16 protein-coding genes, 1 pseudogene and 1 other annotated feature are annotated in these 20,113 nt (G+C 49.7%); of the genes and pseudogenes, 10 read left to right on the top strand and 7 right to left on the bottom strand.

The genetic code is table 11. The features are described 5' to 3' along the window. The first annotated feature begins 213 nt into the window (after positions 1–213). Positions 214–2,925 (top strand): nitrate reductase, encoded by a 2,712-nt coding sequence (locus VP504_RS17680; protein WP_325892312.1) that lies wholly within the window; start codon positions 214–216, stop codon positions 2,923–2,925. 6 nt (positions 2,926–2,931) lie between these two features. Here the strand turns inward: VP504_RS17680 and VP504_RS17675 are convergent. Both VP504_RS17675 and topA read right to left on the bottom strand, forming a co-directional pair. Beyond that, positions 2,932–3,366: pseudogene (locus VP504_RS17675) on the bottom strand (VOC family protein). Between the two features lie 125 nt (positions 3,367–3,491). Beyond that, positions 3,492–6,113: a type I DNA topoisomerase gene (gene topA / locus VP504_RS17670; protein WP_325894087.1), complete on the bottom strand. Its 2,622-nt coding sequence runs from the start codon at positions 6,111–6,113 to the stop codon at positions 3,492–3,494. 516 nt (positions 6,114–6,629) lie between these two features. Here topA and VP504_RS17665 point away from each other — a divergent pair. Next, positions 6,630–6,875: a YciN family protein gene (locus VP504_RS17665; protein WP_325892311.1), complete on the top strand. Its 246-nt coding sequence runs from the start codon at positions 6,630–6,632 to the stop codon at positions 6,873–6,875. Between the two features lie 74 nt (positions 6,876–6,949). Here VP504_RS17665 and VP504_RS17660 read toward each other — a convergent pair whose 3' ends face one another. Together VP504_RS17660 and sohB are read right to left on the bottom strand one after the other, a co-directional pair. Beyond that, entirely contained in the window at positions 6,950–7,366 is a 417-nt protein-coding gene (locus VP504_RS17660; protein ID WP_325892310.1) for a DUF805 domain-containing protein, read from the bottom strand. 8 nt (positions 7,367–7,374) lie between these two features. Next, complete coding sequence (gene sohB, locus VP504_RS17655; protein ID WP_165012078.1) at positions 7,375–8,433, bottom strand: protease SohB; 1,059 nt, start codon at positions 8,431–8,433, stop codon at positions 7,375–7,377. 245 nt (positions 8,434–8,678) lie between these two features. On the opposite strand from sohB, the gene VP504_RS17650 reads away from it, so the two are divergent. Then, positions 8,679–9,419, top strand: coding sequence for a YciK family oxidoreductase (locus VP504_RS17650; RefSeq protein WP_046306515.1), 741 nt, complete (start codon positions 8,679–8,681; stop codon positions 9,417–9,419). A gap of 73 nt (positions 9,420–9,492) precedes the next feature. On the opposite strand, the gene rluB is transcribed toward VP504_RS17650, so the two are convergent. From rluB to rnm, 3 genes are all read right to left on the bottom strand, one after another. Then, entirely contained in the window at positions 9,493–10,488 is a 996-nt protein-coding gene (gene rluB / locus VP504_RS17645) for a 23S rRNA pseudouridine(2605) synthase RluB (RefSeq protein WP_062662319.1), read from the bottom strand. A 224-nt stretch (positions 10,489–10,712) separates the two neighbouring features. Beyond that, entirely contained in the window at positions 10,713–11,333 is a 621-nt protein-coding gene (locus VP504_RS17640; RefSeq protein ID WP_002540191.1) for an L-threonylcarbamoyladenylate synthase, read from the bottom strand. Then, positions 11,330–12,205, bottom strand: coding sequence for an RNase RNM (gene rnm, locus VP504_RS17635; protein WP_325892309.1), 876 nt, complete (start codon positions 12,203–12,205; stop codon positions 11,330–11,332). The genes VP504_RS17640 and rnm overlap by 4 nt, the downstream gene beginning before the upstream one ends. 122 nt (positions 12,206–12,327) lie before the next feature. After that, positions 12,328–12,422, top strand: a sequence feature (Trp leader region). 53 nt (positions 12,423–12,475) lie between these two features. Here rnm and aroF point away from each other — a divergent pair. The 7 genes from aroF to trpA are packed head-to-tail and all read left to right on the top strand — an operon-like array spanning position 12,476 to position 20,071. Then, the gene (gene aroF / locus VP504_RS17630) at positions 12,476–13,489 is read left to right on the top strand and encodes a 3-deoxy-7-phosphoheptulonate synthase (RefSeq protein ID WP_046306511.1); all 1,014 of its coding nucleotides are present in this window, start codon (positions 12,476–12,478) and stop codon (positions 13,487–13,489) included. Beyond that, the gene (locus tag VP504_RS17625; RefSeq protein WP_325892308.1) at positions 13,486–15,063 is read left to right on the top strand and encodes an anthranilate synthase component 1; all 1,578 of its coding nucleotides are present in this window, start codon (positions 13,486–13,488) and stop codon (positions 15,061–15,063) included. Before aroF ends, VP504_RS17625 begins: the two co-directional genes overlap by 4 nt. A 2-nt stretch (positions 15,064–15,065) precedes the next feature. After that, positions 15,066–15,665: an aminodeoxychorismate/anthranilate synthase component II gene (locus tag VP504_RS17620; protein ID WP_062714572.1), complete on the top strand. Its 600-nt coding sequence runs from the start codon at positions 15,066–15,068 to the stop codon at positions 15,663–15,665. A gap of 17 nt (positions 15,666–15,682) precedes the next feature. Further along, complete coding sequence (trpD, locus tag VP504_RS17615) at positions 15,683–16,684, top strand: anthranilate phosphoribosyltransferase (protein ID WP_325892307.1); 1,002 nt, start codon at positions 15,683–15,685, stop codon at positions 16,682–16,684. Further along, positions 16,684–18,051: a bifunctional indole-3-glycerol-phosphate synthase TrpC/phosphoribosylanthranilate isomerase TrpF gene (gene trpCF / locus VP504_RS17610; RefSeq protein ID WP_325892306.1), complete on the top strand. Its 1,368-nt coding sequence runs from the start codon at positions 16,684–16,686 to the stop codon at positions 18,049–18,051. The genes trpD and trpCF overlap by 1 nt, the downstream gene beginning before the upstream one ends. An 8-nt stretch (positions 18,052–18,059) precedes the next feature. Beyond that, positions 18,060–19,250, top strand: a complete 1,191-nt coding sequence (gene trpB / locus VP504_RS17605; RefSeq protein ID WP_325892305.1) for a tryptophan synthase subunit beta — start codon at positions 18,060–18,062, stop codon at positions 19,248–19,250. Continuing rightward, on the top strand, positions 19,250–20,071 hold the full coding sequence (gene trpA / locus VP504_RS17600; RefSeq protein WP_325892304.1) for a tryptophan synthase subunit alpha: 822 nt from the start codon (positions 19,250–19,252) through the stop codon (positions 20,069–20,071). Before trpB ends, trpA begins: the two co-directional genes overlap by 1 nt. Positions 20,072–20,113: the final 42 nt, after the last annotated feature.

The raw sequence follows: 20,113 nt of genomic DNA, 5'->3' as shown, positions 1-20,113 counted from the left end.
TTTTTGTAATGCACTATTATTGCGCAATTCATTAACAGAATTTTTTAGCACTACTTCAGTGAAAAATAATATTTGAAACTTTTCTCATACTTATTCATTGGTTTTCATTAAATAAAAACTCAAATACACAAAATCATATTTAACAATGAGTAGTTGGCGTGAGAGTTGCTTTATTCCACCCAATAGAGATAAGAGAATCTCAAGAGGGATAAAATGACTGAAAATAATGATTCCAGTTGGATAAAGTCGACGTGTGCATATTGCGGAGTAGGCTGTGGCATTGAGGCCAAAGTACAAGCGAATGGAAAACTGGAAGTTCGCGGTGATGAAGAACATCCGGCAAATTTAGGAAAGCTTTGTTCAAAGGGCTTAAAGCTGGGGGAAACCGTCACTACCCAAGGGCGCATGCTCTCCCCTTCCGTTCACGGCGAAGATTGCTCATGGGATGACGCGCTCTCCCATGTCGCCTCCACCTTCAGCGATACCATCGCCAAGTATGGGCAAGACTCGGTCGCTTTTTATGTATCAGGACAACTATTGACCGAAGATTACTATGTCGTCAACAAGCTGATGAAAGGCTTTATCGGCAGCGCCAATATCGATACCAATTCCCGGCTGTGTATGGCCTCTTCTGTCGTCGGACACAAACGCGCATTCGGCGAAGATGTAGTGCCCGGCAACTATGAAGATCTGGAGCTTGCTAACCTTGTGATTCTCACGGGCTCAAACCTCGCATGGTGTCACCCGGTTTTGTATCAACGCCTTAAAGCTGCAAAAGCACGTCATGGCACTAAGATCGTGGTCATCGACCCACGGGAAACAGCAAGTTGCGAAATTGCTGACCTTCACCTTCCATTATTCCCGGGCTCTGACATTGCGTTGTTCAACGGCTTACTCGCCTATATGGCCAAACTGAATCAGATTAATCAGCGATATGTCGATCAGCATACCGAAGGTTTTAATGGCGCATTAGAGCTCGCCAAGCGTTTCTCAAACATCACGTCTGTGTCTTTGGCTACTGGCCTCAAGACAGCCGATATTGAAACCTTCTACCAGTGGTTCCGCTCAACACCGAAAACCGTGACTGTGTATTCACAGGGTGTGAATCAATCCACCAGCGGCACAGACAAAGTAAACAGCATTCTCAACTGCCATATAGCAACAGGTCGGGTTGGTCAGCCGGGTTCCACGCCGTTTTCCATCACTGGACAACCCAACGCCATGGGAGGCCGTGAAGTTGGCGGTCTGGCCAACACGCTGGCCGCACATATGGAATTTGGTCATCCAGCACAATCAGAACTGCTCAGCGAATTTTGGGATACCTCTAACCTTGCGTCAAAGCCTGGCCTCAAAGCCATGGACATGTTCGAAGCGATTGAGACAGGAAAGATTAAAGCTCTCTGGGTGATGGCAACCAACCCGGCAGTCAGTCTCCCGGAAAGTAACCGGATTAATGCGATCCTCGCCAGTTGTCCCTATGTTGTCGTCTCTGATTGCGTTGAAAGTAATGACACTCTGAAGTACGCCCATGTTCGCCTCCCTGCACAAGGTTGGAGCGAGAAGTCAGGCACTGTCACCAACTCCGAACGCCGGATTTCTCGTCAGCGTCGCTTGTTGCCTACGCCAGGTATGGGCAAACCCGACTGGTGGATAGTCAGCGAAGTCGCAAAGAAAATGGGATTCGAACAGCAGTTCAGCTACCGCTCGGAACTGGATATCTTCAACGAGTATGCAGAACAAACCCGATTGGGAAATGAAGTCGGCAAGTCAACCGCACGTGCCCTGACGCTGGAAAGCGTTTCAGATATGACGCCAGAAAGTTATCAATCTTTTGCGCCTAGGCAATGGCCAGCAAAAGACGGTGTTTGCCCGGAACGTCTATTCGGCGATGGGAACTATGCGACGCCGAATGGCAAAGGCAGGTTTGTTGCTGTTGATTACAAACCACCCGCACTCTCTTTAAGCGAGCGCTATGGGCTTATATTGAACTCTGGGCGAATTCGAGACCAATGGCATACCATGACCCGCTCTGGGCTCTCTCCGTCGCTTTCAGAGAACGACAGCGTACCTCAGCTTGAAATTCACCCCTTTGACGCAGCCGATCGTGGAATTAAGGATGGTCATTTGGCGAAAGTCATCAGTAGCATTGGTGAACAAATCTTCATTGCTAAAGTGACCAGTACCGTTTCCGTCGGGCAATGCTATGCCCCTATTCACTGGACACATACCAACTGTTCAGATGGCAAGGTGTGCACTGTCATTCCTTCCAACACGGATCCGTTCTCCGGCCAGCCTGAGTTCAAAGCGACGCCTGTAGAGGTTAAATCGGTAAAAACCTATCTCGATGCGCAGATTGTTTCTAGATCCCCGTTGGATAAAACAAAACTCAATGCTATCCCCGCTGCTTTTTGGGTATCACAGCAATGTGATAGCGGTATCTTGTATTCACTCAAGCTAACCGTCAAAACATTGGAGTTGGAAGATTTGTTGGCTGCATTGATGGATGATGAACAGCCTACTCTGGTCACTGCATCCAGTGGCGAGGCGCAACGGGTGGTTTCTCTTCAGGCAGGAGAATTTGAACTGGCTGCTGCGATATATCCATCGTCGCTAGCCGGATCTCAACCGGATATTTCCCAGTTAGTGTCAGCCGAAGCTGAACCGGAAATCATGCATGGTTTTCTTGCCGGCACGCTGAAAGCAAAATCACGAACCATCTGCACCTGTAAAAAGGTCACCAAAGCAGACATTGAGAATGCCATCGATAACAGTGGCGTTTGTTCTGTGAAATCGCTGGGTGAGTCAACGGGAGCAGGAACCGGCTGCGGCTCCTGCGTGGCGGAACTGGAACAGTTTATTGGGAACGCAAAGCCGATTTCAATCACGCCGTATGAGCGTCAGGTTGAAAGCGCATGCGGCAAGTAGTCGGGCTTACTTGGCAAACAGCTTGCCTTCGATGTCTTTGAAGGCTTTGAATTCGAGCGCGTTACCGGTTGGGTCAAGGAAAAACATGGTGGCCTGCTCACCGGGCTGGCCAACAAAACGGATGTAGGGCTCAATCACAAATTCGACGCCTCTGGATTTCAATCTATCCGCCAGTTGTTGCCAGTCTTCCATTTCCAGCACAACACCAATGTGCGGAACAGGCACTGACTTGGCATCAACAGCATTGTGATGAAGCTTGAGTGTGTTGTTTTCACCAATATTTGGATCATGATGAATCACCAGTTGGTGACCATAGAGATTGAAATCGACCCACTCATCGCTGCTGCGCCCCTCTCCACAATTGAGGACATCCGCATAGAAACGTCGGGATTATTCCAAGTGTCGCACTGGAATGGCGACATGAAATGGGGTTAATGCCATGACTTTCTCCTTGTCGAACTACCTCTAACCAGCCTACGCCAAAAATAACATTGTCATTACCTTAAGGCTCGGAACAGGCACAAAAAAAGCACCCGAAGGTGCTTTTTCGTTTTAGCGTGAAGAGATTACTTCTTCTTGCGTTTGTCAGTGATTTCCCACTTACCGTCGATAAATAGACCCGTCCAGCCAGAAGGCTTGCCGTCATCTTCGGTACGCACGTAGTTCTCTTTGCTCTTACGGCTAAAGCGAACCACTGCTTTGCGACCATCTGGATCTTCTGATGGTGCATCTGCCAGATATTTGAACTTCTCAGGCAGGCGTTCTTTGAAACGTGCCAGTTCTTCAACCAAAGGTGCACGGGTTTCGCGCGATTTCGGGAAGTTACTTGCCGCCAGGAATAGACCTGATGCACCGTCACGAAGCACAAAGTACGCGTCTGAATTCTCACAAGGCAGTTCAGGGAAGTGAACTGGATCTTCTTTCGGTGGCGCGACTTCGCCGTTCTTCAGGATCTTACGGGTGTTCTTACAGGTTTCGCTGGTGCAATCCATGTACTTACCGAAACGGCCGTTTTTCAGCACCATGTCGGAACCACACTTGTCACACTCGACCACTGGGCCGTCGTAACCTTTTAGCTTGAACTCACCTTTCTCAACCACATAGCCATCACAACTTGGGTTGTTACCACAAACGTGCAACTTGCGGTCTTGGTCGATGAGGTAAGCATCCATCGCCGTTTCACACTTCGGACAACGTTTCTTCGCACGCAGCGCTGCGGTTTCAACGTCTTCTTCAAGAACGTTAACGATGCCTTCTTCATCCATCAGGTTGATGGTGGTTTTACAACGCTCTTTCGGCGGCAGTGCATAACCAGAACAACCGAGGAATACACCGGTCGATGCAGTACGGATACCCATCTTACGGCCACAGGTTGGACAGTCGATGTCGGTCATCACGATGCTGTTAGGCTTCATGCCACCTTCACCTTCTTCCAGCTCTGCTTTTTCAAGATCGCCAGTGAAGTCTTTGAAGAAGTTGTTGAGAACATTTTTCCAATCTTCTGAACCCATCGCGATTTGGTCGAGATGCTCTTCCATACGTGCTGTGAAGTCGTAGTCCATCAGATCAGCGAAGCTGTCATCCAGACGGTCTGTCACGATCTCACCCATCTTCTCTGCGTAGAAACGACGCTGCTCTACACGCACATAACCACGATCCTGAATCGTAGAAATGATCGCTGCATAAGTCGATGGACGGCCAATGCCACGCTTTTCAAGTTCCTTAACCAGTGCAGCTTCAGTGTAGCGTGCAGGTGGCTTGGTGAAGTGTTGCTTCGGATCCACTTTTTCCAATGACAGAATCCCGCCCACATCAACATGTGGCAACGTGGTGTCTTCATTTTTACCCATTGGACGTTGAACACGCGTCCAACCATCAAAGCGCAAGGTACGGCCTTTTGCTTTTAGGGTAAATTCGCCTGCTTCCACAGTAATGGTGCTGGAATCGTACTTCGCTGGCACCATCTGGCAAGACACAAACTGACGCCAGATCAGGTCGTAAAGACGATGTGCGTCTGGATCCATGCCCTGAAGTTCTTCAGCTTTCACATCCACACTTGAAGGACGGATCGCTTCGTGCGCTTCCTGTGCATTACCTTTTGAGCCGTACACATTCGCTGAAGATGGCAGATAGTTGTCACCATACTCAGAGCCAATGAAACTGCGCGCAGCTTCAACCGCTTCTTTACTGAGGTTGGTCGAGTCAGTACGCATGTAGGTGATGTAACCTGCCTCGTACAGACGCTGAGCCAGCATCATGGTCTTCTTAACACCGAAGCCCATGCGGGTGCTCGCCGCTTGTTGCAGCGTCGAGGTAATAAATGGTGCAGACGGCTTGCTTGAGGTTGGACGGTCTTCACGGTCAACCACTTTGTAAGTCGCTTTTTGCAACGCCGCCGTTGCTGCCATTGCCTGCTCTTCGTTCAGCGGTTTAAACGCTTCACGATTTTGCTGGGCGACAACCAGACGTAAAGCATTTTGGCTCGCCGTGGTGGTGTCAGTGTGAATGTCCCAATATTCCATTGGAATAAAGGCTTTGATTTCGTGCTCACGCTCAACCAGCAGCTTCACTGCAACTGACTGAACACGGCCTGCAGACAAACCACGCGCGACTTTTTTCCAAAGCAGCGGAGACACCATAAAGCCTACAACACGGTCGAGGAAACGACGTGCCTGCTGAGCATTTACGCCGTCCATGTTCAGCTCGCCCGGTGCTTCGAACGCCTGCTGGATTGCGTTTTTAGTGATTTCGTTGAACACAACGCGCTTGAAACGGCTTTCGTCACCGCCAATGATTTCCCGCAAGTGCCAGGCAATCGCCTCTCCCTCGCGGTCCAAATCCGTTGCGAGATAAACGTGGTCAGCTTTCTCTGCCAACGTTTTCAGTTCCTGCACGACTTTTTCTTTGCCCGGCAGGATTTGATAATTCGCTTTCCAGTTGCGGTATGGGTCAACACCCATTTTGTTAATCAGCGCGTTTTTATCTTTCTCTTTTTTGATGCGCTCTTTCTCTTCCGCACTCAACCCTTTGGTTGAAACTGGCGTTGCTTTTTTGCCGCCTTGCGCGGCACCGGTAGGCAGATCTCGAACATGACCTACGCTCGATTTAACGATGAAGTCTTTGCCCAGATATTTATTGATCGTTTTTGCCTTTGCCGGGGACTCCACGATAACGAGAGATTTACCCATAGTGACCCAATACGCCCTCGCGTTTCTCATTCAAAAAATTCATTCAGATCGCAGGCAATCGGTTAGCTTTCCAACTCCAGTGCCATGCTGACGCTTTTTTTAATATTGAGCGACTCGATCCGAATATCAACCAGTTTCTATCTAATTTCCCCTGATTGGTCGCTGCTTCCCCAGTTGTTGTTCATTTGTTAACAACAAGTCTGCACTATCAGGGAAATGTTGCCGTCTCACTTTATTCGTTGAGGATACCTCAGACCACTAGCCCTATAGCGCCGCACTTTTACCTCTATCCACATTGCTAAGAAAGCATGACTGAATGTGCAGTCTCAATCAGGCAAGCGCGCTAATCATTACCATTGACCGAAGCACCTTTACCATTTCGCTTCGAATTTTTCTGGCTTGGCTCACAATAAGTAACGGAAGCCGCAAAACAATGAGGCTTTGTTCAAACCTACTGTTTTTTCCTTTCCCGGCGCTATAATGCCCCTTCATTTCACTACCCGGATCGAGAGGAAAATGGCTGAGAAAACCCCCATCAGCGCTAACGATTTACTGATAATCGCAAACGAAATGATCCGTGAGCACGATGCTTACATCGAAGGCATGAACACTGACTCTGTCGAAGAAAAAGCCGGTGTCATGGTCTTCAAAGGGGAGTACTTTTTAGACGAAAACGGACTGCCAACCCCTAAAACCACCGCCGTATTTAATATGTTTAAGTACCTGGCACACCAGTTGTCAAAGCAATATACGATTCAGTAGTTTTATAAACTTAAATGACCTAAAAATGCTGGGTTCAGTGATAAAAATGCCACCTTTCGGTGGCATTTTTATCTTTAACCTTCAAAAACTGCTGTGTCTTTTTTCTCGTCCTGATGGATATCATCACCGCCACCAGAGCCCGGCTTCTGACCGCGTCCTTTCGGATCTGGGCCAAACTGATTTGGACCCGGTGTACCATCAAGAATACCTAACTCCACCAGCGCGAAGATAGGACCTACCAACGGCAGAAAAGTCACAATAATCCACCAAGGACTCTTGTTTCTATCTTTCAGACGTTTGATATTCAGCGCGATAGAAGCATAAATGGCAAACAGTGAAATCGCCAATGCCAGTGCATCAAGCACCACATTCCCGCCCTGATAGAAGAAAGTTGGCAACACCATAATCAATACCGGAACGCTGTACAGCCAGTAATCTCTGCGTCGCATCCGGCCTTCAAACGAGAGCAGTGCCCACTTTTGATTGTTCATTTTTACTCCTAAACGATTGGTCGCTGACCGCGGCTAATCCACTTCAGAAGCACACGGTCTAGCGCTTCTGCCGACGCACCGGCCAGTTTTTCTGCCAGTTTCTTGCGTTGAACATAACGCACGCCCAGCACATCTTTTTCTTTCACTGCCGACACCAGATAATCGTCACTGGTTCCAATGCTGTCAATTAATCCCAGTGGCAGTGCCTGATTGCCAAACCAATGCTCACCAGTAGCCACTTTTTCAAGATCTAATGATGGACGGTGGTCAGCAATAAAGTCTTTGAACAGTGTGTGAGTTTCTTCCAGCTCACTAACAAATTTCTCTCGTGCCTTGTCGGTGTTTTCGCCAAACATGGTTAACGTGCGTTTGAATTCACCTGCAGTCAATTGCTCAAATTCAATGTCATGCTTTTTAAGCAGTTTGTTGAAGTTTGGCAACTGTGCAATCACACCGATGGAACCTACTACGGCAAAAGGCGCTGCAACGATCTTGTCTGCCACACATGCCATCATATAACCGCCACTTGCAGCCACTTTATCCACCGCAGCTGTCAGCGGTATACCTGCTTGCTTGATGCGATCAAGCTGTGAAGAAGCAAGGCCATATGCGTGAACCATACCGCCACCACTTTCAAGGCGCACCAGCACTTCATCACCCTCTTTGGCAACAGCCAGAATTGCCGTCACTTCTTCGCGCAAAGAAGTTACTTCACGTGCGTCGATACTGCCTTTAAAATCCAAGACGAAAACATGTGGTTTACGGCTTTGTTCCAGCGTTGCCGTATCTGTCATTTTCTTCGCTTCGTTCTTGGCTTCTTTAGCCTTCGCTTTCTCCGCTTTTTTATCTGCTTTGTCGCGCGCTTTTAATGCCGCTTCATCGTAGAGATGCGATTCCATCGAATGCACTAAATCTTTATGTTTTTCAGTCAGGTTAGTGATTTCCAACTCACCTTTTTGAGACTGTTTTCCGCCAGCGCTTTTAGCAATAATAAGCACGACGATCACGGCGACTGCAAAGGTCAGCACTTTCGCCAGGAAAAGGCCGTAATCAAGCAAGAATTCCAAACTTAGTTCCTCGTTTATTGTTGTTTCTGTGTACTTTTATTGAGCACAGATTTATGTGAATCCCGTCATTCTACTAGACATGAATACCCAAACAACCTCGTATGTCGCTTTCTTTACATCACCAGGTTGTTTCTTCTTCCCAAGCAGCCTTAAAATGCGAGCTTACAACAGTGCCTTTCACTCGCATGATGACGAGTGGCAAGTTTAGCAGGCACGCAAGATCAAAATGAAAAGGATATTGTAACGTGGAGTATCAAGTAGCAGCCGACGCATTGAATGGCAAAGTGATTCTGGTTACCGGCGCAGGCGACGGTATTGGCCGCCAGGCTGCCATCAGTTACGCACAACACGGTGCAACAGTGATTTTGCTGGGACGCACAGTGAAGAAACTGGAAAGCGTTTACGACGAAATCGAAGCAGCAGGTTACCCGCAGCCAGCGATCATTCCACTCGATATGATGGGTGCAACCCGCCAGCATTATTTGGATATGACCGACACCATCGAGCAGCAATTCGGTAAGCTGGACGGTGTTTTACACAACGCAGGCATGCTGGGCGTGCTGAGCCCATTCGATCAAATCGAAGAAAAAGCCTACGACGAAGTCATGCAGGTGAACGTGAAAGCGACCTTCCTGATGACTCAGGCACTGATGCCTTTGATTCAAAAATCAGAAGATGGCCGTATCGTTTTCACCTCATCGACAGTGGGGCATTCAGGACGCGCGTTCTGGGGCACCTATGCGATATCTAAATTCGCGACTGAAGGTATGATGCAGGTGCTGGCTGATGAGCTCAGCAACACAACAGTGAAGGTCAACGCCATCAATCCAGGGGGTACGCGCACTAAAATGCGCGCCTCAGCTTTCCCTGCCGAAGATGCCAACAACCTTAAGACACCACTGGATATCATGCCACTATACCTTTACCTGATGGCACCTGAGGGTAAAGACGTGAATGGTCAGTGTATTGATGCTCAGCCGAAATAAAGCACCTAGCGATACCATAAAACGACAAAAGCCAGCATTTCTGCTGGCTTTTTTCTTTATATATTCCAAACCATTAACGTGGTTTTCTGTTTCCACCTGCCTTCTTCTGGCGAGTAGAAGACTGACCGGAACGGTTTGCGCCAGGCTTACCTGGACGACCGCCACCTGTGCGGGTGCGGTTACCGGCTGCTTGACCACCACGACGATTACGTGGCTTGCGGGTTTCACCAGACTCAACACGCTCTTCATAACGACGCACTGCACGACGAATCTTTTGCGCACGCGCTTTACGTTTCTTGGTTTCTGGGTCGATCATGGTTTCTTGTTCTGCACGCAGTTCTACCATCTCGCGAAGATAGTTCACATCGCTCAGTTCAAGCTCCATCCAACCGCCACGTGGCAATTCTTTGCTCAGGTAGATATCACCATAGCGAACACGCTTAAGACGGCTCACAGTAACGCCCTGAGTTTCCCACAGACGACGTACTTCGCGGTTACGACCTTCAGTGATCACTACGTAGAAGGTGTGGTTTGAACCTTCACCACCTGCGTAAACCACGTCTTCGAAACGTGCTTCACCGTCTTCCAGTTCAACGCCGCGAACCAGATTACGGACCATCTCTTCGTTAACTTCGCCGAACACACGAACCATGTATTCGCGCTGCACCTGACGGCTTGGGTGCATCAAACGGTTTGCCAATTCACCATCTGTGGTGAAAAGCAGAAGACCCGAAGTATTTGCGTCCAGACGGCCTACTGCAACCCAACGCGCGCCATTCAGGCGTGGCAGGCGGTCAAACACAGTGCGGCGACCTTCTGGATCGCTGCGGGTACACAATTCGCCTTCCGGCTTGTTGTATGCCAGAACACGACAAACTTGTTCAGAAGACGCAGAAATTTGCACATGGTGACCATCAACACGTACGTTAGCATTCAGGTCTTCCAAACGGTCACCCAGTTTTGCTACTACACCGTTAACACTCACTCGGCCAGACTGAATCATGCCCTCGATTTCACGACGTGAACCAAGACCTGCACGGGCCAGCACCTTCTGTAATTTTTCGCTCATTGACTAACTACCTTACTGTCGCCTTCACAGGCGTCGATGTCGGAAAGAAAACCTTTGGAGGCGCGACTGAGCGCGGATCTAAGGCAACGGCGTATTATGCCAAAATGCACACAATGACACCACATAATTTCACGGAATCGATAATGGCTGAATCTGGCAATTTTCGTTTGCACTCAGCGATTTTATTTAACTGAGAGTTTTCGCCCAATTGCCCCTCTTCTAGCCTATTCAAAAGGAGAGGTATCGCCTGTACCACGACGGAGAATTTCAGGCTCATCTTCGCTGAGATCGATGACTGTAGTTGGCTGCTCGCCCAGATAACCACCGTTAAGAATACAGTCGACGGCATGTTCTAACTGGTCGCGGATCGCTTCCGGATCAGACTCCGTGTGCTCATTCCCCGGTAAGATTAGCGATGTGGACATCATCGGCTCACCCAACGCCTCAAGTAAATCCAGCGCAATTTGGTTGTCCGGCACACGGATACCGATGGTTTTACGCTTAGGGTTCATCAATCGGCGAGGTACTTCTTTGGTCGCTTTCAAGATGAAAGTGTAACAACCCGGCGTGTTGTTACGAATCAGTCGGTAAGCACTGTTGTCGACGCGGGCGTAAACTGAAAGTTCAGACAAATCTCGACACATCAGCGTGAAGTTATGTCTGTCATCCAGTCGACGAATGCGACAGATTCGCTCAAGTGCTTGTTTGTTTTCCAATTGGCAACCCAGCGCATAACCAGAATCCGTTGGATAGATAATCACGCCACCGTTACGAACAATCGCAACAGCTTGATTGATAAGACGCGCTTGCGGATTTTCAGGATGCACGTAAAAGAATTGGCTCACACTTCCTCCTCATGAGGCATTTCTGCCTCGGCAATCTCGGGCAAAGACCAGTTTTCCCAGACTTCCTTACAACCTTTCGGTAAGTATAAGTTACGACCCAACTCCAGCCACGGTGAAGGGTAATGAAAATCAGAGCCTTGGGAACCGGCTAACCCGAACTGAATAGCATAGTCGCCCAGCAGACGACGTTCATTAGGCGATTGTTGTGGCTGTGCAACTTCCATTGCATCACCACCTGCATCAACAAAAACCTGAAGCAGGCGTTTCAACCATTTAGCGGTAAGTTTATACCGACCAGGGTGAGCCAGCACGGCTTGACCACCCGCTTTGTGAATAACATCAACGGCTTCCCGAATCGTACACCAGTTTGGTGGTATATAACCTGGGTTGCCGCGGGTCAGATATTTTTTGAATACGGCCTGCATGTTTTTCACATGCCCCTGCTCCACCATCCAACGGGCAAAGTGGGCGCGTGTAAGCGCAACATCGCCTGCCAGCGCTTTTGTACCTTCGAGCGCACCGGGCATACGCTGCTTTTCCAAGCGTTCTGCAATTTGTATTGCACGCTCATCACGGCGCGCTAACTGTTCAGCGATCAGTTTCAGTAACTCAGGAGACTCTGGATCGATATTGAGACCGACGACATGGATGTCTTTGTTTTCCCAAACCGTCGATATTTCAATGCCATTGACGATGTGTAATGGCAGATTGTCACGGGCGACGACTGCTTTGGCTTCTTCCAGCCCTGCAACCGTATCGTGATCGGTAATCGCAAGCACATTGACGCGAAAATCAACCGCGCGCTTGACCAAGTCTTCCGGTGTGAAGCGCCCATCCGACGCTGTTGTGTGGCTATGTAGATCAAATAGCATTCATTTTCTTCTATTTGTTGCTTGACTTCGCCAACATATACTAGTTAACTAGTACACGATTACTTATTCAAATGGATTTCGTCTTCATGGTACAGCATAACCTCATCCAACAAACAGCACTGATTAACTGGTGGTGGCACTCCCAATAGCGGGCGGTGTGATGAGTGATATCTCAAGGAAAGACGACACCAAGCCCGCATAATGCGGGTTTTTTTGTACCTATTTTTTCCCGGGAACTGGATTGGGAATGACAAGCTAAGGACTCAGATTATGATCATTGTGCTAAAGCCTCAGGCAACAGAACAAGAAGCAAAACACATCCTGAACAAGATTGAGAACGCTGGCTTAAAGCCACTTTACATGCCGGGTGTAGAGCGCATTGTTTTGGGCGCACTGGGTGATGAACGTGTATTACAGAAGCTTCACCTGGACAGTGACCCGCTGGTTGAAGAAGTCAAACCAATCCTGACCAAATACAAAATGGTGTCCCGCGAAGTACAGGCACACAACAGCGTGGTCCGCATCGGTAATGTGCCAGTTGGCGGCGACAAATTCGCGGTTATTGCAGGTCCTTGCTCGGTAGAATCAGAACAACAATTGATGTCTGTTGCAGATGTCGTAAAAGGTCATGGCGCGGTTGCCCTTCGCGGCGGCGCTTACAAACCCCGCACCAGTCCTTACGATTTCCAGGGCATGGGGGTTGAAGGCTTGAAACTGCTTAAACAAGCAAGTGAAGCCACTGGTATGCCAACCGTTTCTGAAGTCATGGAAGTCGGTCAGGTTGATTCACTGTGCGAATACATCGACTGCTTGCAAATTGGCGCGCGTAATATGCAGAACTACGGATTGTTAAAAGCCGTGGGCGAAACTGGTAAACCGGTCTTGTTAAAACGCGGACTTTCCGCCACTATCGAGGAACTGTTGCTGGCGGCAGAATATATCTATGATGCTGGCAACCCGAATATTATTCTCTGTGAGCGCGGCATTCGTACATTTGAAACAGCAACGCGTAATACTTTGGATTTAAATGCAGTCGCTTACATCAAGCAGCGCAGCCACTTACCAGTGGTCGTCGACCCAAGTCATGGCACCGGCGTGCGTGAGCTTGTCATTCCATTGTCTCGTGCGGCAGCAGCGGTAGGCGCCGACGGTATCATCGTTGAAAGCCACCTCAATCCAGCAGAAGCGCTGTCAGATGGGCATCAAGCACTGACAGGGGAAATGTTCGCGCAGTTAATGCAAGAATTGAAACCATTTGTAGAAGCAGCAGGGAGAACGCTGTGAAAAACCACGCTTTAAATAAAGGCGAACTCGACGTATTGAGCCTGGATGTGCCATACGTCGCTGCACCCACTGAATTGTATGCGGCGATCTGTCAGGATCGCCCACATAGCCTGTTACTAGAATCTGCCGAGATTGATTCCAAGCAGGACCTGAAAAGCCTGATGTTGGTCGACGCAGCAGTGCGTATCGTTTGTCGTGGCCGCACGGTTGAACTCGAAGCTAAGAGCCAAAACGGCCACAACGTGCTTGATGCCGTTGAAGCCGAGCTCGTCAGACAACAACTTGCTATCGAAAGTGAGCGTCAGCCAGAGCTGCTGACCTTACACTTTGCTGAAGAAAACCGCACACTGGATGAAGACGCCCGTCTGCGACAGCCATCTCCTTTTGATGCGCTGCGTTTGGTTCAGCATGCTTTCAAACTGGATGGTCTGCCAGATGAAGCATTGTTTGTCGGTGGTTTGTTCGCGTACGACTTAGTCGCGCAATTTGAACCGCTGCCAGAGGTTGAATCCGGTAACCGTTGTCCTGACTACCTGTTTTATGTCGCGGAAACCCTTTTGGTTATCGACCACCAGCGTCGCAAAGCCAAGCTTCAGGCAACCCAGTTTGGTGGTAACGAAAACACCGAAACCTACTTTGATTTGAGCCGCCGCTTACAGGCGATTCGGGAAAGCTGCCTCAATCCAACCGAAATGCCTTCTGCGAAGCAACTGGACAATGTTGATGTGGCCGTGTCCGTTAGCGATGAAGATTTCTGCAATGCGGTCGACGAGCTCAAAGGCTACGTGGTAAAAGGCGATGTTTTCCAAGTTGTTCCAAGCCGTCGCTTTACGTTGCCATGTCCCTCCCCGCTAAACGCGTACCTAAAACTCAAACAAGGCAACCCGAGCCCTTACATGTTCTACATGCAGGATGAGGAGTTCACCCTGTTTGGCGCATCTCCGGAAAGTGCGCTGAAATACAGCAAAGACACCAATCAAGTGGAAATCTACCCGATCGCAGGTACACGCCATCGCGGCAAAAACAGTGATGGTTCCATCAACCTTGATCTGGATGGTCGTATAGAGCTAGAGCTTCGCAACGACATCAAAGAAAAAGCCGAGCACATGATGCTGGTTGACTTGGCACGAAATGATGTGGCTCGCATCAGTGAACCTGGCACCCGCTATGTCGCTGATCTTCTTCAGGTAGACCGTTACAGTCACGTAATGCATTTGGTGTCGCGTGTTGTCGGACAGCTTCGTCATGATTTGGACGCTCTGCATGCTTACCAAGCTTGTATGAACATGGGTACCTTGACGGGTGCCCCGAAAATCCGTGCCATGCAATTGATTCGCGAGTTCGAGCAAAGCCGTCGCGGCAGCTATGGTGGCGCAGTCGGTTACATTACCGGTCATGGCGATATGGATACCTGTATCGTTATCCGCTCCGCTTATGTAGAAGATGGCGTAGCGCAAGTACAAGCCGGCGCCGGTGTGGTGTTTGATTCTGTGCCTCAGGCAGAAGCAGACGAAACCCGTGGCAAAGCAGCTGCCGTTCTTACCGCCATTCGCGCAGCACATACAGGAGCATAAGCATGAGCAATCAAGTCAATGCACATATTGTGCTCGTCGATAACTTCGACTCATTCACTTACAACCTGGTCGATCAATTCCGCTCACTCGGTTATCCGGTCACAATTTACCGAAACAGCCTGAGTGCAGACCAAATCGAACAGGCGCTGTCTGAACTCAACAACCCAGTGGTTGTGTTGTCGCCCGGCCCTGGTGCACCTTCAGAAGCAGGCTGTATGCCAGAGCTGATTCTAAAACTGAAAGGCAAAGTGCCCATGATTGGTATTTGCCTGGGTCAACAAGCGATTACCGAAGCCTACGGCGGTACTGTTGCTGGTGCAGGTGAAATCGTTCATGGCAAAGCGTCACTCATGACACACAACGGCCACGATGTATTTGGAAGCATCGAAAGTCCGCTGACGATTGCCCGATACCACTCTTTGGTTGCGACCAAGGTACCAGACTCACTGGATGTGATTGCGGATGTGGATGGACTGGTGATGGCTGTCGTTAACGACGCCGACAAAGTCGTGGGTTACCAATTCCACCCGGAATCCATTCTTACAACAAAAGGCGCAGACCTTTTAACCAATACCATTAACTGGGCTACACAAGCGCGCTGATCGACAAGGAGAGCATTATGGAAGCGATTATTAACAAACTTTATGACCAGACATCTTTGTCGCAGGAAGAAAGCCATCAGCTGTTTGATACCATCATCAAAGGCGAGCTTGACCCAATTCTGTTGTCAGCTGCGCTGACCGCATTGAAAATCAAAGGCGAAACGCCAGAAGAAATCGCGGGTGCAGCGTCTGCACTCACAGAAAACGCCAACCCATTCCCAACACCAGATTATGATTTCGCTGACATCGTCGGCACTGGCGGTGATGGCGCAAACACCATCAACATTTCAACCACCGCAGCATTCGTTGCCGCAGCATGTGGCGTGAAAGTCGCCAAGCACGGTAACCGCGGTGTATCAAGCAAGTCGGGTTCTTCTGATCTGCTAGCGGCATTTGGTATCGACCTGGCAATGAGCCCAGACACCGCACGCGGCGCACTGGATGACTTGGGCGTGTGCTTCCTGTTTGCACCTCAGTATCACAGCGGTGTTCGCCATGCGATGCCGGTTCGCCAAACGATGAAAACCCGCACCATCTTCAATTTGCTGGGCCCACTGATTAACCCTGCGAAGCCAACGCTGGAATTGATGGGTGTGTACGATAAGGCACTGGTTCGCCCAATCGCCGAAACCATGCTGAACCTCAACATGAAACGCGCAGCCGTTGTTCACGGCAGTGGTTTGGATGAGGTAGCGATTCACGGTGAAACAACGGTCGCGGAAATCAAAGACGGCGTGATTACTGAATACACACTGACACCGGAAGACTTTGGCGTTCAAACCTACCCGCTTGAATCCATCAAAGGCGGTACCCCAGAAGAAAACCGCGAAATCATTTCGCAAATTCTACAAGGCAAAGGCACCGACGCGCAGCAATCTGCTGTCGCTGTTAACGTGGCATTACTGCTGCGCCTGTTTGGACAAGAAGATCTCAATGCTAACACGCAAAAAGCGCTGGACGTAATGAATAGTGGTAAGCCATTCGAACTGGTTCAGCAACTGGCATCTCGGAGCAACTAATGGAAACGGTACTGGCAAAAATTGTTGAAGACAAAAAACAGTGGGTAGCGGCGCGTAAAGAGTCGCAACCACTAGAGAGTTTTATTAACGACGTCGTACCCAGCGATCGTAGCTTCTACGACGCGCTCTCTGGCAACCCGGCAAAGTTCATTCTCGAGTGCAAAAAGGCGTCACCGTCCAAAGGGCTAATTCGTGATGACTTTGATCTGAACTACATCGCGGGTGTTTACGGCAAACATGCCGCTGCGATTTCAGTGTTGACGGATGAAAAGTACTTCCAGGGCAATTTTGATTTTCTGCCGGTTGTTCGTTCGCAAGTGCCTTGTCCTGTGCTTTGCAAAGATTTTATGGTCGACACCTATCAGGTATACCTTGCGCGCCATCATCAAGCTGATGCCATTCTGCTGATGCTATCTGTGCTTAACGATGAAGAATACCAAACACTTGCAGCGGTCGCGCATGAGCTGAACCTCGGTGTGTTGACGGAAGTCAGCAACGAAGAAGAACTGGAGCGTGCGATTGCTCTCAATGCCAAAGTCGTTGGCATTAATAACCGCAATCTGCGTGACCTGAGCATCGACCTGAACCGTACCAAAGAACTGGCACCTCGCCTGCCTGATGACCGTATTGTAATTTCAGAGTCGGGTATTTATACCCACCAGCAAATCCGCGAATTAGCACCGTTTGCGAATGGCTTCCTGATTGGTAGCTCGCTGATGGCAGAAACCGATGTTGAGCAGGCGGTTCGCCGTGTGCTTTACGGTGACAATAAGGTATGTGGCCTAACCCGCTCGGAAGACGCCAAAGCGGCTTACGATTCTTATGCCAACTACGGCGGCCTGATTTTCGTTGAAAAATCGCCTCGTTATGTCGATTTAGAAGCCGCGAGAAAAGTGATGGAAGGCGCGCCGCTGCAATACGTTGGCGTGTTCCAGAACCACGATCTGAACCATGTCGCTGACACCGCAAAAGCGCTGGATCTGGCAGCGGTTCAACTTCACGGCGCTGAAGACAGCGAATATGTGAAACAGCTTCGTGCCGAGTTACCGAAAGGCACCCAGATTTGGAAAGCGCATGGCGTAAGCGACACGGCCCCTCGCATTGAGCCTCACGCTGACCGTAATCTTCTGGACAGCCGTGTCGGCAATCAAAGCGGCGGAACAGGAACACAGTTCGACTGGTCATTGGTACCGGATGAACAAAAAGAAAGCCTGATGCTGGCCGGTGGTCTGTCATCAGAGAACGCAAAAGAAGCTGCGCAAATCGGCTGTGCGGGACTCGATTTTAACTCGGGCGTGGAAAGCGAACCGGGTATCAAAGATAAAGACAAATTGGACGCTGCATTTACGGCGCTGAGAGATTACTAAGGACTGTTATGACTAAGTTGAACGCCTATTTTGGAGAGTTTGGCGGACAGTATGTTCCTCAAATTCTGGTTCCAGCGTTAGACCAACTGGAGCAAGCGTTTATTGACGCACAGAACGATCCAGCTTTTCAGGAAGAGTTTATTTCTCTTCTGAAAGAGTATGCAGGTCGCCCTACTGCCCTCACCCTTTGTCGCAACCTGACCAAAGGGACCAAAACCAAACTTTACCTGAAACGTGAAGACCTGCTTCACGGCGGTGCGCACAAAACCAATCAGGTGTTGGGTCAGGCGCTACTGGCTAAGCGTATGGGCAAAAAAGAAATCATCGCCGAAACTGGCGCTGGTCAACATGGTGTTGCTACAGCACTGGCTTGTGCCCTGCTGGATCTGAAATGCCGCGTATACATGGGCGCTAAAGACGTTGAGCGTCAAAGCCCGAACGTATTCCGTATGAAACTGATGGGTGCAGAGGTCATCCCTGTTTACTCTGGTTCCTCCACGCTGAAAGATGCCTGTAACGAAGCGCTGCGTGACTGGTCTGCAAGTTACGAAGAAGCTCACTATTTGCTGGGTACCGCGGCGGGTCCTCACCCATTCCCGACGATTGTTCGCGAGTTCCAGAAGATGATTGGTGAAGAGACCAAGCAGCAAATTCTGGAAATCGAAGGCCGCCTGCCAGACAACGTTATCGCCTGTGTGGGCGGTGGTTCCAACGCTATTGGTATGTTCGCTGATTTCATCGAAGAAACCGATGTAGGTCTGATTGGCGTTGAGCCTGCAGGTCTGGGTCTGGACACAGACCAACATGGAGCGCCGCTGAAACACGGAAAACTCGGCATCTTCTTTGGTATGAAAGCGCCACTGATGCAGGATCCAAATGGTCAGGTAGAAGAGTCTTACTCTGTGTCTGCCGGCCTCGACTTCCCATCGGTTGGCCCTCAGCACGCGCACCTGAATTCTATCGGCCGCGCCGAATACGTGGCAATTACCGATGACGAAGCGCTGGACTCCTTCCAGGAATTGGCTCGTCACGAAGGCATTATTCCAGCATTGGAATCTGCTCATGCTTTGGCGTATGCGCTGAAGATGGCAAAAGGAAACCCAGAAAAAGAGCAGCTGCTTGTAGTGAACCTGTCAGGCCGCGGTGACAAGGACATCTTTACTGTCCACGACATTTTGAAAGAAAAAGGAGTGATGTAATGGCTGCTACCTTGTCTCACCGCTATGAAGCGATGTTCGAAAAGCTGGATGCTAAAGGTGAAGGCGCATTTGTTCCTTTTGTCACCATTGGCGATCCAAATCCAGAACAATCACTGCGTATCATTGAAACGCTGATTGAAAATGGTGCTGACGCGCTGGAGCTGGGCATTCCGTTCTCAGATCCACTCGCCGACGGTCCAACCATTCAGGGCGCCACTATTCGTGCATTGGAATCTGGCACTACACCAGACAATTGTTTCGGCATTCTGAAGGAAGTGCGTGAGCGTCATCCTGATATTCCAGTTGGCCTTCTGATGTATGCAAACCTGGTTTTCGCCAATGGTGTCGATAACTTCTATGCCAAGTGTGCAGAAGCCGGTGTGGACTCGGTACTGATTGCTGATGTGCCAGCAGGCGAATCTGCCGAGTTCCGCGAGTCCGCTGCGAAACATGGTGTCCACGCTATCTTTATCGCACCACCGAACGCGAACGAAGAAACCCTCAAAACCATTTCTGAACTTGGCGGTGGCTACACTTACCTGCTTTCCCGTGCTGGTGTTACTGGTGCAGAAACCAAAGCCGGTAAGCCAATTGAACACCTACTCGCTCAACTGTCGGCATTCGATGCACCTCGTCCTTTACTGGGCTTTGGTATTTCAGAGCCTGCACAGGTGAAAGAAGCAATTTCTGCAGGCGCCGCGGGGGCGATTTCAGGTTCAGCGGTGGTGAAAATCATCGAGCGCAATGTTGCTGATGAAGCAAACATGCTGAAAGAGCTTGGCGAGTTCGTTGCAAACATGAAAGCCGCAACAACCAAGTAAGACGAAGCCGTCCCAAATCTCCGATATTAAAGGCCATCATCC

It is taken from the genome of Grimontia sp. NTOU-MAR1 (assembly GCF_035758505.1).
GTDB lineage: Bacteria > Pseudomonadota > Gammaproteobacteria > Enterobacterales > Vibrionaceae > Enterovibrio > Enterovibrio marinus.
This window is presented reverse-complemented; position numbering and strand designations above follow the sequence as displayed.